Genomic DNA, 16,557 nt, shown 5'->3' on the forward strand with positions numbered 1-16,557 from the left:
GGCAATCGAGACCCCCTGGTCGCGGTGAGGGTCCCGAGACGCGACCGACGACGGACGGCCTCAGCCCTGGGGAGGAGGCGCCCGCCGCCCGGTGCGCCGGGCGCACTGTGGCAAAGTGGTCGGTCATGGACACCGTCGCCTCCGCAGTCGAGCGACTGGACCGACTGGCCGCCGCCCCCCGCATCGAGAAGCTCGCCGCCGCGTTCGCCGCGGCCGGCCACGAGCTCGCCCTCGTCGGCGGCCCGGTCCGCGACGCGTTCCTCGGCCGCCGGGTCAACGACCTCGACTTCACCACCGATGCCTCCCCCGACGAGATCCTCGAGATCGTCGTGCCCCTCGCCGAGGCGCACTGGGACGTCGGGCGTCAGTTCGGCACCATCGCCGCCCGCGTCGACGGCGAGGTCGTCGAGATCACGACGTACCGCAGCGACGTCTACGACGGCGAGACCCGCAAGCCCGTCGTCGAGTTCGGCGACACCCTCGAGGGCGACCTCGTGCGGCGCGACTTCACCGTCAACGCGATGGCGCTGCGACTGCCCGAGCGGGTGCTCGTCGACCCGTCGGGCGGCGTGGAGGACCTGCTGGCCGGCCGTCTCGCCACGCCGGGCAGCGCCGTCGACTCGTTCCGCGACGACCCGCTCCGCATGATGCGCGCCGCACGCTTCGTCGCGCAGCTCGGCTTCTCGGTGTCGGACGAGGTGCGCGAGGCGATCTCGGCCCGCGCCTCCACCCTGTCGATCGTCTCGGTCGAGCGCGTCGCCGACGAGCTCTCGAAGCTGCTCCGCACCGACACGCCCCGCGACGGCGTCCGGCTGATGGTCGACACCGGCCTCGCCGACCACGTCCTGCCCGAGCTCGCGGCGATGCGCCTCGAGGTCGACGAGCACCACCACCACAAGGACGTCTACGAGCACAGCCTCACGGTGCTCGACCAGGCCATCGGCTACGAGCGCGAGCGGCACCCGGGCGAGGCGCCCGACCTGACCCTCCGGCTCGCCGCGCTGCTGCACGACTGCGGCAAGCCCGACACCCGCAGGCTCGAGCCGGGCGGTGTCGTCACGTTCCACCACCACGACGTCGTCGGGTCGAAGCTGGCCCGCAAGCGCCTGCGCGCCCTCCGGTTCGACAACGACACGACCAAGGCCGTGTCCCGTCTGATCGAGCTGCACCTCCGCTTCTTCGGGTACACCGAGGGCGCCTGGACCGACTCGGCGGTGCGCCGCTACGTCCGCGACGCCGGCGACGAGCTCGAGCGCCTGCACATGCTGACCCGTGCCGACGTGACGACCCGCAACAAGCGCAAGGCCGACCGGCTCGGCTTCGCCTACGACGACCTCGAGGCCCGCATCGCCGACCTGCGCGAGCGCGAGGCGCTCGACTCGCTCCGTCCCGACCTCGACGGCGACGACATCCAGCGCGTGCTCGGCATCTCCCCCGGCCGCGAGGTCGGCGAGGCGTACCGGTTCCTGCTCGAGCTGCGCACCGAGGAGGGGCCCCTCGGCAGCGAGGTCGCGACCGACCGGTTGCTGGCCTGGTGGGCGACGCGCGCCTCCTAGGCCGTACTGTCGGGTCGTGCCCACCCGACCCAGCTCCGTCACGATCGCCGCCGCCGTCTGCGTCGTCGTGGTCGCCGGCTCCGCAGCGGGCATCGCCGCCTTCGGCGCCTCCCACTCGTCCGAGGGCGCGACGGCCGCCCCCGGCCGCGACGGTCGGACGACCGTCACCGTGCGGCTCTGGGACGAGGGCGTCGCCGCCGGCTACGAGAAGTCGTTCGCGACCTTCGAGCGCGACAACCCGACGATCGACGTGGACGTCGAGGTGGTGCCCTACGCCGACTACGCCGCCGACCTCGAGTCGGACGTCGACGACGGCAGCGCCCCGGACGTCTACTGGCTGAACAGCGCCGCCTACGCCGACCAGGCCGAGGCGGGCGACCTGCTCGACGTCGACCGGGTGCTCGGCGCCTCGGCGCACCGCGCCTGGAGCCCCGAGGTCACCGAGCAGTACACGCTCGACGGCCGGCTCTGGGGCGTGCCCCAGCTCAGCGACGGGGGCGTCGCGCTCTACTACAACGCCGACCTGCTCGCCGCGGCGGGCGTCGACCCCGCGGCGCTCGACGAGCTGACCTGGGCGCCCGGCGGCGGCGAGGGCGACACCCTGCTGCCGGTGCTCGAGCAGCTGACCCGCGACGCCCAGGGCCGCAGCGCCGCCGATCCCGCCTTCGACGGCACGCCGGTGCAGTACGGCTACAACGCCGGCGAGGACCTGCAGGCGATCTGGCTCGACTACCTCGGGTCGAACGGGGCGAGCCTCGAGGACGCGACGGGCACCTCCTTCGAGCTGGACACGCCGGAGGCGCAGGCCGCGTTCCGGTACGTGGTCGACCTGGTGCAGCAGCACCGGGTCGCTCCCCCGGCGTCGCTCACCAACGCCGACCCGGACTACAGCCGCGACCAGTTCACGTCCGGCCACATGGCGCTGTTCCAGTCGGGGCTGTACAGCCTGGCGCCGGTCGCGGCCGGGTCCGACTTCACCTGGGGGGTCGCGCGCATGCCCGCCGGTCCCGAGGGGCGCGTCAGCGTGTCGAACGGCATCGTCGCGGCCGGCAACGCGCACACGCCCCACCTCGGCGCCACGGCGCGGGTGCTCGCCTGGCTCGGCTCGACCGACGGCTCCCGCTACATCGGCGCCGACGGGGCGGCCGTGCCCGCGGTGCTCGGCGCCCAGGCCGCCTACTACGAGCACTGGTCGGACCAGGGCGTCGACGTGGCGCCGTTCTTCGACGTCGTCGCGTCGGGGCGCTCGATCCCGGCCCCGACCGGCATCTGGGGCGACGCCGAGCCGGTCGTCGACCCGGTGCTCGACGAGATGTTCCTCGGCACGACGACGGTCGAGGAGGCGCTGGCCAGGGCCCAGGAGCTGGCGACGGCCACGCTCGAGGACGACCCCGGCGAGGGCGGGCGCGGGACGCCTCGCTGATCGGGTGCCGCGCTGGCCGCGCGCCGGGCTGGCTCGGCATCGTGCGGGGCTGGCCGGGTGCCGGGCTGGCTCGGCATTGTGCGGGGCGGGGCGACCGGCTACGCTGGGAAGGTTGCGTCTGCCCCCGGGCGGGCGCGACGTCATGAACACCCTCCTGCTGCAGAACGTCTGTAGCCGCGAAGTCCGAAGGAGGTGGGTTAGTCATGCACCAGTACGAACTGATGGTCATCCTGGACCCCGAGATCGATGAGCGCACCGTCGCCCCGAGCTTGGACAAGTTCCTCAACGTCATCCGCAACGACGGCGGCACGATCGACAACATCGACATCTGGGGTCGTCGTCGTCTCGCCTACGAGATCAAGAAGAAGACCGAGGGCATCTACGCCGTCGTCAACATGACCTCGAACTCGGCCGCCACGGTCGAGCTCGACCGTCAGCTGGGTCTCTCCGAGGCCGTGCTCCGCACCAAGGTGCTGCGCGCCGAGGAGGCCATCGCGATGGTCGCCGAGGCCAAGAAGCTCTCGGACGAGAAGGCTGCCCGCAAGGCCGCCAAGGCTCCCGCCGCTGCTCCGGCCGCCGCTGCTGCACCGGCCTCCGCCGGTGCCGCGACGCCTGCCGGCTCCGCGACGCCCGCCGCTCCCGCCGCGCCCGCCGCACCGAAGGCTGCCGAGTAGCCGATGGCAGGCGAGACCGTCATCACAGTGGTGGGCAACCTCACCAGTGACCCCGAGCTGCGCTACACGCAGAACGGGCTCGCGGTCGCGAACTTCACCATCGCGTCGACCCCCCGCACGTTGGACCGCGCGTCCAACGAGTGGAAGGACGGCGAGGCGCTCTTCCTCCGTGCCAGCGTCTGGCGCGAGTTCGCCGAGCACGTGGCGTCGTCGCTGACGAAGGGCTCGCGCGTCATCGTGCAGGGCCGTCTGAAGCAGCGCAGCTACGAGACGAAAGAGGGCGAGAAGCGCACCAGCTTCGAGCTCGACGTCGACGAGATCGGCCCCTCGCTCCGCTACGCGACCGCTCAGGTCACGCGTGCGGCCTCGTCCCGCGAGGGCGGCGGCGGCGGTGGCTCCTTCGGGGGCGGCCGTGGCGGCGGCCAGCAGGGCCAGGTCGGCGGCGGCCAGCAGTCCGAGCCGTGGGGCCAGTCCGCACCGGCTCAGGGCGGCGGCCAGCAGGGCGGCGGTTCCCAGGGCGGCGACGTCTGGAACACCCCCGGCGGCAGCGGCACCTACAACGACGAGACGCCTTTCTAGGCCTCGTCGCACCTCACTTCTTCTTCATCTGAACTCGAAAGCAGAAAAACAATGGCTGGAAAGAGCAGCGGCGACCGCCGCAAGCCCCTCCGCGGCAAGGGCGGCAAGAACGCCGCTCCCGCGAAGGCGATCCGCGTCGGCGTCATCGACTACAAGGACGTCGCGACCCTCCGCAAGTTCATCTCGGAGCGTGGAAAGATCCGCGCCCGTCGCATCACCGGCGTCTCCGTCCAGGAGCAGCGCCTCATCGCCCGTGCCGTGAAGAACGCCCGCGAGATGGCGCTCCTCCCCTACGCCGGCTCCGGCCGCTGATCAGCGGCGAACGGAAGAGAGAGCAACCATGTCCAAAGTGATCCTCACGCACGAGGTCTCCGGCCTCGGCTCGGCCGGTGACGTCGTCGACGTCAAGAACGGCTACGCCCGCAACTACCTCGTCCCCCAGGGCTTCGCCGTGGCGTGGTCGCGTGGTGGCGAGAAGCAGGTCGAGCAGATCCGCACCGCCCGCGAGACCCGCGAGCTCAAGACCATCGAGGAGGCGCACGACCTCAAGGCCCGCCTCGAGGCCCAGAAGATCCGCCTCACGGTCAAGACCGGTGCCGACGGCCGCCTGTTCGGCTCCGTCCGTCCCGGCGACGTCGCGGACGCGGTCAACGCCCAGGGCGTCGCGACCATCGACAAGCGCAAGGTCGAGATCCCGACCGCGATCAAGCTCGTGGGCGACCACGAGGCGACCCTGCGCCTGCGCGAGGACGTCGTCGCGACGATCACCCTCACGGTGGTCAGCGCGAAGTAGTCCCGCGCTGCGTCAGCAGCCAGCACCACCTCAGCACAGCAGAGCGGCGGCCCCCTCGGGGGTCGCCGCTCTTCTGCGTGCCCGGGGCGCGGGTCAGCCGGCCCCCGGGGTGTGCTCGACGGCCTGCCGTCCTCCGGGCGCGGGTCGTCGTGCTCCGTTCCGGACAGGATGCGCCCGCGTGCCGCGCCATCTTGTCCGGAACGCGGCATGGAGGGCACGAGGTGGGCCGACAGGGGCCCGCAGGAGGCGGGGAACGGCCCCCGAACAGGGGGTTACGTCAAGCTGAACGCGGGCTGCGCTCGTACCGGGTGCCGCGCCTCCTTGTCAACTTCTCTGTGCACAGCCAGAAGTCAAATCGGGACTCTCAACCCACGGTTCAAGGAACTTTCTACACACAGGCTGCGGGAAAATAAACCCCAGGTCAGGAGTGCCTAGTCGGTGTGAAGTATCTGTTTGTCCACAGGACGATCCACAGTTGTCAACAAGCACCCCCGGCGTTTCTCACCGGTTCTCCCCAGAGTTATCCACAGGTGTATTTGCTGTGGAGAACTAGGTGTCCATAAGGTATACCGCGCTCGCCAGACGGGGGTCGCGGGGGCTCGGCACAGGGATGTCGGTCGCTCGCTGTAGAACCGTCCTGGACGACGTCCGTCGCCGTCCGGCACGCACCCGAACACCTTGCAGGAGGTCCCATGTCGATCGCTCACCTCGGTCTCGCGAGCGGCACCTCCGGCGACAACGACCGGCAGCAGCGCAGCGACCGCGGCGGCATGGGCACGGGCATGGACAGGGTGCCCCCGCACGACCTGCTGGCCGAGCAGAGCACCATCGGCGGCATGCTGCTGAGCAAGGACGCGGTGGCCGACGTCATCGAGACCGTCCGCGGCATGGACTTCTACGTGCCGAAGCACGAGGTCATCTACGACGCGATCCTCGGCCTGTACTCGCACGGCGAGCCCACCGACGTCATCACGGTCAGCGACGAGCTGATGAAGTCGGGCGACCTGTCGAGGGCAGGAGGCGCGGAGTACCTCCACACGCTCACCGGCGTCGTGCCCACGGCCGCCAACGCGGGCTACTACGCGTCGATCGTCGCCGAGAAGGCGGTGCTGCGGCGCCTGGTCGAGGCCGGCACCCGCATCGTGCAGATGGGCTACGCGAGCGAGGGCGAGGTCGTCGACCTCGTCAACAACGCGCAGGCCGAGGTCTACAACGTCGCCGGGGGAGTCCAAACCGAGGACTACGTGCCCCTGAACGAGGCCGTGACGGTCGCGATCGACGAGATCGAGGCGGCCAAGGGCCGGGACGGTCAGATGACCGGAGTGCCGACCGGCTTCGCGCAGCTGGACGCGCTGACGAACGGGTTCCACCCCGGTCAGCTGATCATCGTGGCCGCGCGACCCGCGCTCGGCAAGTCGACGCTTGCGCTCGACCTCGCGCGGGCGGCGTCGATCAAGCACGGCCAGGCGTCGGTCTTCTTCTCGCTCGAGATGGGGCGCAGCGAGATCGCGATGCGCCTGATGTCGGCCGAGTCGAGCGTGCCGCTGCAGAACATGCGCAAGGGAACCGTCGACGCCCGCGACTGGACCAACATCGCGCAGGTGCGCGGTCGCATCAACGACGCGCCCTTGTTCATCGACGACTCGCCCAACATGACGCTGGTCGAGATCCGGGCGAAGTGCCGGCGGCTGAAGCAGCAGCACAACCTCAAGCTCGTGGTGATCGACTACCTGCAGCTGATGACCTCGGGCAAGCGCGTCGAGAGCCGTCAGCAGGAGGTGTCGGAGTTCTCGCGTGCGCTCAAGCTGATGGCGAAGGAGCTGCAGGTGCCCGTGATCGCGCTGTCGCAGCTGAACCGTGGCCCCGAGCAGCGTGCCGACAAGAAGCCGGCCATCAGCGACCTGCGAGAGTCCGGCTCGCTCGAGCAGGACGCCGACATGGTCATCCTGCTGCACCGCGAGTCCGCCTACGAGAAGGACAACCCGCGCCAGGGCGAGGCCGACTTCATCGTCGCCAAGCACCGCAACGGCCCGACGGACACGATCACCGTGGCGTTCCACGGCATGTTCTCGCGGTTCGTGGACATGCCCAGCTAGTCACGGCGCCGTCAGTCGAGGGCCACGCGGGCGTGCAGCCCCAGCCGGTCGAGGAACCTCTCGTCGTGGCTGACGACCACGAGGCCTCCGCGCCAGGCGGCGAGCACGTCGACGAGGTGGTCGGTCGTCGTCATGTCGAGGTCGTTCGTCGGCTCGTCGATCACGAGCAGCTGGGGGACCGGGTCGGCGAGCACCAGGCCCGCGAGGGCCACGCGGAAACGTTCTCCTCCAGAGAGTGTGGCCGTCGTCCGGTCGACGACGGAGCCACGGACGAGGAGACGCGCGAGGGCGTTGCGCAGCTCACGGTCGGGCACGGCGGGAGCGGCGCGGGCGACGTGCTCGAGGACGGTGTCGTCGTCGGCGAGCAGCCCGTCACGACGTTGGGGCAGCCAGGCGACCCGTTCGGTGAACGACGTCGCCCCCGTGTCGACCAGGGGGTGCGGCCGCGCGCCGGGGGTGCCGACGAGCTGCTCGAGCAGCGTCGTCTTGCCCGTGCCGTTCGCGCCGACGACCGCGATCCGCTCCGGCCCCTGCAGCACGGTGGTCCTGCCCCGCACGGTCAGCTCCGCGAGGCGTCGTCCCGCCGGGATCGCCGGATCGGGGAGGTCGACCCGGACGGCGTCGTCGTCCCTCACCGCTCGTGAGGCGACGTCGACCTGGTCCCTGGCCCGCGCCTCCGCGTCCCCGTGCCCCGAGCGCAGCCGGCCCGCGGTCGTCTCCGCCTTGTTCCTCCTCGCGTGGGCGATGATCGCGGGCATCGACTCCGCCGAGCGTCGCCCGGCGCGCGCCCGCCGGGCGATCGTCGTCTCGGCTTCGATGCGCTGTCGCCGCTCGGCGCGCAGCAGCTGATCGGCGTCGCGCAGGTCGCGCTCGGCCGCCGACCGCTCGACGGCCAGGCGCTGCTCGAAGTCGGACCAGGTCCCGCCCGAGGTGCGGATCGAGCCGTCGCGCAGCTCGGCGATCTCGTCCACGTGCTCGAGCAGCTCGCGGTCGTGGCTCACGACGACGAGGGTGCCACGCCAGCGATCGACGAGGTCGAGCAGCAGCCCGCGCGACCGCAGGTCGAGGTCGTTCGTCGGCTCGTCGAGCACGGCGACGGGCCGGTCGCGCAGCCGCACGCCGGTGACGGCGGTGAGGACGGCCTGGCCGCCCGACAGGGTCGCGACCGGACGGAGCAGGTCCCCGGTGTCGAGGTCGAGCCCGACCTCGCTGAGGGCGGCGACGGCCCGGGCCTCGACATCCCAGTCGTCGCCGAGGGCGTCGAAGTGCCGCGGGTCGGGGTCGCCGCCGAGGATCGCGTGCAGGGCGTCGAGCCGCGGACGGATGCCGAGCAGGTCGGCGACGGTGTCGTCCGGTCCGCGACGGAGGCGCTGCGGCAGCAGGTCGACCGGGCCGGTCGTCGAGACCCTCCCGCCGGTGGGGGCGAGATCGCCCGTGACGAGGCGGACGAGCGTCGACTTGCCGGCGCCGTTGGACCCGACGAGGCCGGTGCGGCCCCGCCCGAAGGCCGTCGTGACGCGGTCGAGGACGACGGCGCCGTCGGGCCAGGCGAACGAGCAGTCGGTGAGGACGACGGACGGTGCGGGTGTGGTGGTGCTGAGGGTGGAGGGCACGGTGCTCCCGGGGGTGGTGTCGGCGCACGACACCACCGCGCTCCCGGCCGGAGGCGGGGGAGCGTCGGCCTCGCCCGGGTCAGCGGGCGGGCACGGGCGGAGTCAGTGCGAGGGCAGCTGCTGCGTCGTGGACGCAGTACCGGTGCTGGTGCGCAATGGGCCGTCTTCCGTGCGGGGAGCCCCCGTGTCCGCGAGCCGTCCGGTCGGCCGGTGAGGTGGCCGCACCGACGTCGCGGCTCGCGACGAGGTACGCGCCGATGCTAGGCGCAGGGTGCGGAGCGGCGCAAGGGCGTGACGGGGTGCCGTGCACGGCGCACGGCGCCCGGCACCCGCGGCGAGTCCTACGGCGCAGCCGACTCGACCGTCAGCCCGCGGATGACCGCCGTCACGGCGACGACCTGCGTCCGCACGCCGTCGGGATCGACGGCCGCCTGGCCGACCGCTCCCACGTGGGCGGCGACCACGGCCTTCGCCAGGAGGGCCGGCTCGACAACGGGCTCGCGTCCGTGGACGGCGGCGAGGGCGACGAACCGAGCGCCCAGCTCGGCCGCGACGGCGCCGTCGTCGATCCTCATCAGGTCGGCGAAGACGGGGTCCGCCGCTGCCCGTGCGAGCAGCACCGACCGCAACGAGAACCACTCCCTGCTGTCGGGCAGCGAGTCCAGGAGGTGGCCCACCGCCTCCTCGAGGGAGCCCTGCCGCCCCTCACCTGACGTCTGCGCCTCGAGGGCCGCCCCCAGGCGGTGCCAGACCCGGCCCGCCTGCTCCTCGTGCAGCGCGAGGTAGAGCTGGTCGACGCTGGTGAAGTTCGAGTAGAAGGCCCCGCGGGTGAAGCCCGCCCGCGCGCAGAGGGCCTCGACGCTCTGGCCGATCGTGCCGCTCGCCTCGAACAGGTCGGCCGCGGCCGCCAGGAGGCGACGCCGCGTGTCGGTCCGCCGGCGCACCGAGGGGGTTTCTCCGTCGTTCACGGGACGAGCCTATGCGCCCTGACCCGCGGCTTCCCCAGTTTGGATGCATGTCGTATCGAGTACGTTTCGTATCGAGTACGCACCGAATCGAAGGGATCAGGGTGACGAAGAGGACGCAGGACGGAACACGCAGCAGATCACACGGCAGGAGGTGGTGGCTGCCGACCGCAGCCGTGGCGCTGGTCGGCGCGGTGGTCGCCTGGCTGAACCAGGCTCCGTGGTGGGGGTGGCTGCTCGTGGCCGCGACCGTCGCGGCGGCCGCGCTCCTCTCGCGGACGTGGCGACGTCGTCGGTGGTTCGTCCGCGGCGCGGCGTGGGTCGCGGTGGCCGGGCTCACCGGCGGCGTGGCCCTGGCGGCGGGGCCGATCGTCGGCACCCGGATCCTGGACGGCCCCCACACGGACCCCGTGACGACCGCCCAGGGCGACGTGGTCGGGGTGCACGACACGAGCGCCAGGGTGGACGCCTTCGCGGGCATCCCCTACGCCGCCCCGCCCGTCGGCGACCTGAGGTGGGAGGCGCCGCAGCCGGCCCCCGCACGATCCGAGACCCTCGTCGCCGACGACTTCGGCACCTCCGTGGTCCAGGCCGAGCCCAGCGTCGTCACCCGGGCCGCGACCCGCGTGCTCGACCTGCCGCTCGAGCAGACCCTGCTGGGCGGGTACACGACCGACGAGGACAGCCTGCGGCTGAACGTCTGGAGACCGTCGGAGGCGCCTCCTGCGCCCCTGCCCGTGCTCGTCTACCTGCACGGCGGCGCGTTCGTCGCCGGCTCGGGTGCGCTGCCTGCCTACGACGGGACGGCCCTCGCCTCCACCGGCCGAGCCGTGGTCGTCACGATCAACTACCGGCTCGGCGTGTTCGGGTTCTTGGACAGCACAGCCTTGGCCGGCGACGCCCTCGGCGGCGAGACCCCGGGCAACCAGGGCCTGCTCGACCAGCTGGCCGCCCTGCAGTGGGTGCACGACAACATCGGCGAGTTCGGCGGGGACCCGGGGCAGGTCACCGTCGCGGGGGAGTCGGCGGGCTCGGGATCCGCGTGCATCCTGGGCGTCTCGCCCCTGGCCACGGGCCTCGTGCACGGACTCATCGGCGAGAGCGGGGGGTGCTTGGGCAGCGCGGGCGACCGCGACGGGGGCGACCTCTACGACGACGCCGAGCACGCGCGCGAGGCCGCTCGCGGCCTGAGCGACGCACTCGGCGGCGCGACCCTCGCGGAGATGCGCGAGATGCGCGAGATGCCGGCCGAGCGCATCGCCGAGGCCGCGGCGGCCGCGGACCTCACGACGCACTGGTGGCCGGTCGTGGGCGACGCCGTGCTGCCCGACACCCCGTCTGCCCTCTACGAGGCGGGGCTGCAGAACGACGTCCCCCTGCTGCTCGGCAGCAACGCCGACGAGACGTCCCTCGACCTGGTCGGCGGGGTCGACTCGGACCCGGCGACGTGGGCCCGGGAGGCCCGCGACGAGTACGGGGACGACGCCGACGAGTTCCTCGCGCTGTACCCGGGAGGCGACGAGGAGGTGGTCGAGTCGCGGATCCGGTCCGGCACCGACCAGTCCATGACCGCCCCGATGCGGAAGTGGGGCCTGACGGCCGCCCGGTCGGGGGAGTCGCCGGTCTATCCGTACTGGTTCACGCGCGTCCCCCCGGACCCGGACCTCGAGCGCTTCGGCGCGTACCACGGGTCCGAGGTGATGTACGCGTACGGCAACCTCGGCGCCGACGGCGACATCGACTACACGACCGTCGACCGCCGGCTCGAGTCGGAGATGACGGGGTACTGGCTCGACTTCGTCACCCGCGGCGATCCGAACGGAGCCGACCGTGAACGATGGCCGACCCTGCAGGAGGCGCCCGACAGCGTCCTCGAGCTCGGCGACGTCACCTCCGTCACGTCGCGCCCGTCGGCGGAGGCGGTCGACTTCTGGCTGCGCCGGGAGGGCTGAGGCTGCGGGGCTGGCGCTGCGGGGCTGGCGCCGCAGGGCTGACGCCGCAGGGCCGCCGCCGGTGTCGGCGACGGCCCTGCGGGTCAACGGGTCAACGGGTCAGCGGGGGAGCGGAGCTCAGCCCCGGGCGACCTCGAGCGCGACCGAGGGCAGGAGCTCCGTGCCCTTCGAGATCGAGGAGGCGTCGTTCCCGGCGCCGCCGAACTCGATGCCGACGCGGTCGCCGCCGTCGTCCGGAGCGACGGCCACCTCGGTGACCCCGGCCGCCTCCAGGCGCTCCACGACCTCGGCGGCGAACGCCGGTGCCTCGGGGTTGCTGCGGTCCAGCTCCCACGGCGGTGCCGGCTCGAGCGGTGCGCAGAACGCCTCGGCCTGCTCGCCGACCGCGGTCTCGGCCGCCGTCGCGGGCCGCGTCAGCGACGACGAGTCCGCGGTCTCCGTGATCGCGGTCGCGCTGCCCGTCGCCGAGACCGTGCGATCGGCGATGCACCGGAGGTACAGGTCGTTCGCCGGGTCGGCCGCGGCCAGGTAGGCGAGCGACTCCCTGGCCGGGGTGCCGTACTCCTGGATCGCCGCGGCGTCGAGCGCCTTCGTGACCTCGTTCGCCGCCGTGCCGGTCGACGTCGTCGACGAGACCTGAGCCTGGGCGCCCGTGCTCGCCGCGCTGGTGGCGGGAGCCTCGGCAGCCTGGGCGGACATCGAGAGACCCGCGACGGCGGCGCCTCCGAGGACGAGTGCGCCGCCGACGACGGCGCTGATCTTGGTGAGGGACATGTCGGTCCTTTCGGTTGGGGAGATCTCAGCGTCGGCCAGGAGTGTGAAGGACCTGTGCGCTCGCCGTGCCGGTTCGGTGAGAAGAGCCGTAGCAGGACGATCGCCGGGCTCACGGCCCCGTAGCGTGGCTCACGTGGCGCGGATAGTGGTGGCAGAGGACGACGAGCTCCAGGGGGAGCTGCTCCGGCGCTACCTCGAACGCGAGGGGCGCGAGGTCGAGGTGGTCTCCGACGGCGTCCGCGCGCTCGAGAGCGTGGGGGACGGCCGCGCCTCCTTGTTGGTGCTCGACGTGATGCTCCCGGGCCTCGACGGCCTGCAGGTCAGCACCCGCCTCCGTGAGGAGGGGTCGGAGCTGCCGATCCTGATGGTCACCGCCCGCGTGGCGGAGAACGACCTGCTGCTCGGCCTCGACCACGGCGCGGACGACTACCTCACGAAGCCGTACAGCCCGCGCGAGCTCCTCGCCCGGGTCCGGGCGCTGCTGCGGCGGAGCGCGCCCCAGCGTGTGGACGGCGTGCTCCGCGCCGGGGACGTCTCCCTCGACCCGGCGCGGCGCGAGACGCGGACCTCCGGCCGACTCGTGGACCTCACGCGTGCCGAGTTCGACCTGCTGAGGGCGCTGATGTCGGCAGCGGGGAGCGTGCTGAGCCGAGGGCAGCTGCTGGTCGCCCTGCACGGTGACGGCCGCTTCATCACGGAGCGGACCATCGACGCCCACGTGAAGAACCTCAGGGCGAAGCTCGAGCTCGACTCGGAGGCGCCCTGCGGCATCGAGACCGTCTACGGCGTCGGGTACCGCTTCTCCTCGACCGGGGAGACGGGGCCTCGTGCGTCGTAGCCTGCTCGTCCGCTTCCTCGCGATCGGCATCGTCATCGTGACCCTCTCGATCGCGGGCACGACGTGGATCGTCTCGACGGCGGTCACCCGCCGGGACGCCGTCCAGATCGACCGGGACGCCCGCACCGACCAGGACATCGTGGCGGCGGTGCGGAGCTGGGCAGGCCGGGAGCAGAGCTGGGCCGACGTCGCGACGGAGCTCGACCGGCTCGGCGACCGGTTCGATCGGCGCCTCGTCCTCCTCGACGTCGACGGCCGGACCATCGGCGACACCGACGCGTCGCGGCCCGTGCCCCAGCTGCCCGGCACGCCGGTCGACCCGCTCTCGGAGACCTTCGCGGACACGCTGAGCCCGATCAGCACGACGGTCGCGGGCGCGATGGTGCTCGACGAGTCGCAGGCACGGTCGTCCCGTGCAGCGGCGGAGGCGGTCGCCGACTGCGCAGGGCTGCCGTCGTCGTCGGTCTCGCTCTGGCCGAACGGCCGGGCGGTCGTCTCGGGTGCGTTCCCGCCCGGCTGCGAGACCGAGGCCTACACGGCACCGCACGGCCCCGAGCAGGCGGCCCTCGGCCTGCTCACCGCGCAGACGAACGAGTGCCTGGCCGTCCAGTCCATCACTTCCGTCAGCGCGGTCCAGCTCGACCTCGTGTCGCCCGGTGCCGCCGAGGGGATCTCGCTCCGCGTCGTCGGAGGCGACGAGGCGGTCCCCCTGGAGACGCTGCAGCGGACGAGGAGCTGCGTCACGAGGGCCTGGACGACGATCAACGAGGACCTCGTCCCGCCCCGCGCCTACCTGGTCACCTCGCCGGTCGACGGCGCCCGGCCGGCTCTGGACTCGTTGACGACCGACTCCCTCGCCCGGATCGCGGCGGTCGTCATCGGCCTCGTCGCGCTCAGCGGCGCCCTCGTGCTCGTCGCGAGCGGCCAGGCGGTCCGTCGCATCCGTCGCCTGCAGCTCGTCACCGAACGGCTCACGGCAGGGCAGCACGCCGCTCGCGCACCGGAGTCGGGGCAGGACGAGATCTCGAGGCTCGGGAGCGCGGTGAACGAGCTCGCGGACGGTCTCGAGCAGGCGCGGCAGCAACGAGACCAGCTGACGGCCGACATCGCCCACGACCTCAGGACCCCGCTGACGAGCATCCGCGGCTGGGCCGAGGCCTGGGACGACGGGGTGGTCTCCGACAAGGACGAGGTCGTCAGGGTGATCGGCCGCGAGGCCCAGCACCTCGAGCGTCTCATCGACGACCTGCGGACGGTCGCGTCGTCCGACGCAGGGGAGCTGAGGCTGCAGCCGCAGGAGGTCGACCTCGCGGCGTTGCTGGAGGAGTCCGTCGACGCGCGGCGGCTGCAGGGGCCGGTGGTCGAGTACCGAGGACCCCTCCGCGTGGTCGTCGTCGCGGATCCCGTGCTCATGCGCCAGGTCGTGGGCAACCTGCTCGACAACGCCCTCGTGCACGGTCGCCCCCGCAGGGTGGTCGTCAGCCTCCTGCCCGGGGACGGCTCGGTCCAGGTCGACGTCGAGGACGACGGGGTCGGCATCCGCGAAGAGGACCTCGGGTCGGTGTTCGACCGCCTCTGGCGAGCGGACCGGTCACGCCGGCGCGACGGGCCCGGGCACGGCCTCGGCCTGACCATCACCCGACGCGTCGTCGAGCTGCACGGCGGGACGATCGACGTCGCGAACGTGCGGCCGCACGGGGCCCGGTTCACGTTCCGCATCCCGTCGAGTCCGTCGAGTGTCGGGTGGCGAGCGGCGCCTCCTCACTTCCTGACGTCTGGCATCCTCGGTCCATGAGCGATGCGAGAGACCTGCCGAGTGCTCGCCCCGTCGAGGTCCGTGAAGTCGTCGAGCCGTCGTCACCGTGGCTGCCCTTCAGGGAGGTCGTGACCAACCTGCTGCTGGTCTTCGTCGGCGGCGCCCTGTTCTGGTTCGTCGCCGATCGGCTCGAGGAGCCGATGTGGGTCGCCTTCGTCGTCCTCGCGGGCGTCTGGATCGCGGGCACGGTGCTCGCCCGCCTCCTTCGACGACGGCGTCCTGCCGGGGCGGTCGACACAGACGAGTGACCCGCCGCTGACCGTCGTCGAGCGGGGAAGGCGCGAGCACGGCACGGGACGGGACGGCGAAGGCGCGAGGAACACCGGAAAGGGACGACGTGCCCGGGGGCCCGAGGGCATGTCGTCCCGGTCGAGGCATCTCACCGAGAGGAGCGGACGTGACCAGGACGACTTGGGCGGAGGTGCCCACCACGGTGCGCCGTGCACTCGAGGAGGCGCTGGGCGACCAGGTCGAGGAGGCGGCGAGCCAGCCGGGAGGGTTCTCGTCCGGCAGTGCCGATCGGTTGGTGCTCCGCAGCGGACGGCGAGTCTTCGCGAAGTCGGTGAGTCGATCGCGCAACGCCGGCACCCACGAGCTGCATCGGCGGGAGGCGATGGTCGTCCGGGGTCTGCCCGCGTCGGTGTCGGCACCCCGAGTGGTCGCGACGGTCGAGCAGGACGGCTGGGTCGTCGTGGCGTTCGAGGACGTCGACGGCCGGCACCCCGGGCCGGAGGACACGACGCTCGTGCTCGACGCGCTGGCCGGCCTGCCCCGCATCACCGAGGCCTCGCTACTGCCGCGCCTCTCGAACGAGCTCACGCCCGACTCCACGAGCTGGGAGCGCCTGAGCGAGGCCGGGGTGACCGGAGAGCTCGGACCCTGGACCACTGCGCACCTCGACCAGTTGCGCGACGCCTCTGCGCAGCTCCCGGGCGCAGCGGCGGGGGAGCACCTGGTGCACCTCGACTGCCGTGCCGACAACCTCCTCCTCGACGCCAGTTCGCGCGTGTGGCTGGTCGACTGGCCGTGGGCCTCGGTCGGCGCGCCGTGGTTCGACTCGGTGACCTACCTGCTCGACGTGCTCGTGCGCGACCCGCGCAGCGACGTGGAGGGGCACCTCCTGCACGATTCCCTGCGGGAGGTGCCGCCGGAGGCGGTCGACGCGGTCCTCGCCGGCCTCGCCGGTTCGTGGACGGATGCGCTGCAGACGCCCGCACCGGCGGACATGCCGACCCTCCGGGAGTTCCAACGGCGAGAGGCCGCGGCCGCCCTGGGCTGGCTGAGGCGGCGCTGGGCCTGAGGCCCGCCCGGGCGCACGGAAAAACCCCATCCCGCTCACGAAGCGGGATGGGGTTCCACCGGGATGCCGGCCCTACGAGGTACGGCGCAGCACCGGCGCGGTCGACACCGTGCGGGAGAGAGTTACTCGGTGGCGACGGTGATCTTCGCGACGCCGACGAGCATCTCGTCCTGGACGG

The 16,557-nt window shown here is 72.5% G+C and carries 14 protein-coding genes and 1 pseudogene; 12 read left to right on the top strand and 3 right to left on the bottom strand.

Annotated elements, in window-relative coordinates:
* Positions 1–125: 125 nt before the first annotated feature.
* The 7 genes and pseudogenes from RWM17_RS00940 (at position 126) to dnaB (ending at position 7,121) form a co-directional block, all read left to right on the top strand.
* Positions 126–1,556, top strand: a complete 1,431-nt coding sequence (locus tag RWM17_RS00940; RefSeq protein WP_314100669.1) for a CCA tRNA nucleotidyltransferase — start codon at positions 126–128, stop codon at positions 1,554–1,556.
* Positions 1,557–1,572: 16 nt separating this feature from the next.
* Entirely contained in the window at positions 1,573–2,979 is a 1,407-nt protein-coding gene (locus RWM17_RS00945; protein ID WP_314100670.1) for a sugar ABC transporter substrate-binding protein, read from the top strand.
* Between the two features lie 203 nt (positions 2,980–3,182).
* A pseudogene (gene rpsF / locus RWM17_RS00950) lies at positions 3,183–3,545 on the top strand (30S ribosomal protein S6); the annotation flags it as partial.
* Between the two features lie 111 nt (positions 3,546–3,656).
* Positions 3,657–4,232: a single-stranded DNA-binding protein gene (locus RWM17_RS00955; protein WP_314100671.1), complete on the top strand. Its 576-nt coding sequence runs from the start codon at positions 3,657–3,659 to the stop codon at positions 4,230–4,232.
* Between the two features lie 51 nt (positions 4,233–4,283).
* Complete coding sequence (gene rpsR / locus RWM17_RS00960) at positions 4,284–4,544, top strand: 30S ribosomal protein S18 (RefSeq protein ID WP_055964231.1); 261 nt, start codon at positions 4,284–4,286, stop codon at positions 4,542–4,544.
* Positions 4,545–4,572: 28 nt separating this feature from the next.
* The gene (gene rplI, locus RWM17_RS00965) at positions 4,573–5,025 is read left to right on the top strand and encodes a 50S ribosomal protein L9 (RefSeq protein ID WP_123547383.1); all 453 of its coding nucleotides are present in this window, start codon (positions 4,573–4,575) and stop codon (positions 5,023–5,025) included.
* Between the two features lie 692 nt (positions 5,026–5,717).
* On the top strand, positions 5,718–7,121 hold the full coding sequence (dnaB, locus tag RWM17_RS00970; RefSeq protein WP_314100672.1) for a replicative DNA helicase: 1,404 nt from the start codon (positions 5,718–5,720) through the stop codon (positions 7,119–7,121).
* An 11-nt stretch (positions 7,122–7,132) separates the two neighbouring features.
* Here dnaB and RWM17_RS00975 read toward each other — a convergent pair whose 3' ends face one another.
* Positions 7,133–8,734, bottom strand: a complete 1,602-nt coding sequence (locus RWM17_RS00975; RefSeq protein ID WP_314100673.1) for an ATP-binding cassette domain-containing protein — start codon at positions 8,732–8,734, stop codon at positions 7,133–7,135.
* 341 nt (positions 8,735–9,075) lie between these two features.
* Positions 9,076–9,702 (bottom strand): TetR/AcrR family transcriptional regulator, encoded by a 627-nt coding sequence (locus tag RWM17_RS00980; RefSeq protein WP_314100674.1) that lies wholly within the window; start codon positions 9,700–9,702, stop codon positions 9,076–9,078.
* Positions 9,703–9,803: 101 nt separating this feature from the next.
* Here RWM17_RS00980 and RWM17_RS00985 point away from each other — a divergent pair, with 101 nt between their 5' ends.
* Positions 9,804–11,651, top strand: coding sequence for a carboxylesterase family protein (locus RWM17_RS00985; protein WP_314100675.1), 1,848 nt, complete (start codon positions 9,804–9,806; stop codon positions 11,649–11,651).
* 117 nt (positions 11,652–11,768) lie between these two features.
* Here RWM17_RS00985 and RWM17_RS00990 read toward each other — a convergent pair whose 3' ends face one another.
* The gene (locus RWM17_RS00990; protein ID WP_314100676.1) at positions 11,769–12,425 is read right to left on the bottom strand and encodes a hypothetical protein; all 657 of its coding nucleotides are present in this window, start codon (positions 12,423–12,425) and stop codon (positions 11,769–11,771) included.
* Between the two features lie 133 nt (positions 12,426–12,558).
* Between RWM17_RS00990 and RWM17_RS00995 the strand changes: the two genes are divergently transcribed.
* The 4 genes from RWM17_RS00995 to RWM17_RS01010 all read left to right on the top strand — a co-directional run bounded on the left by RWM17_RS00995 (position 12,559) and on the right by RWM17_RS01010 (position 16,379).
* A complete protein-coding gene (locus RWM17_RS00995; RefSeq protein WP_314100677.1) occupies positions 12,559–13,263 on the top strand; it encodes a response regulator transcription factor in 705 nt (234 codons plus the stop codon).
* Entirely contained in the window at positions 13,253–15,058 is a 1,806-nt protein-coding gene (locus RWM17_RS01000) for a HAMP domain-containing sensor histidine kinase (protein ID WP_314100678.1), read from the top strand. Before RWM17_RS00995 ends, RWM17_RS01000 begins: the two co-directional genes overlap by 11 nt.
* Positions 15,055–15,327 (top strand): hypothetical protein, encoded by a 273-nt coding sequence (locus RWM17_RS01005; RefSeq protein WP_314100679.1) that lies wholly within the window; start codon positions 15,055–15,057, stop codon positions 15,325–15,327. Before RWM17_RS01000 ends, RWM17_RS01005 begins: the two co-directional genes overlap by 4 nt.
* Positions 15,328–15,476: 149 nt before the next feature.
* Positions 15,477–16,379 carry a phosphotransferase gene (locus RWM17_RS01010; RefSeq protein WP_314100680.1) on the top strand — a complete coding sequence of 301 codons (903 nt, stop codon included), beginning with the start codon at positions 15,477–15,479 and terminating at the stop codon, positions 16,377–16,379.
* Positions 16,380–16,557 lie beyond the last annotated feature (178 nt).

It is taken from the genome of uncultured Frigoribacterium sp. (genome assembly GCF_963515265.1).
GTDB lineage: Bacteria > Actinomycetota > Actinomycetes > Actinomycetales > Microbacteriaceae > Frigoribacterium.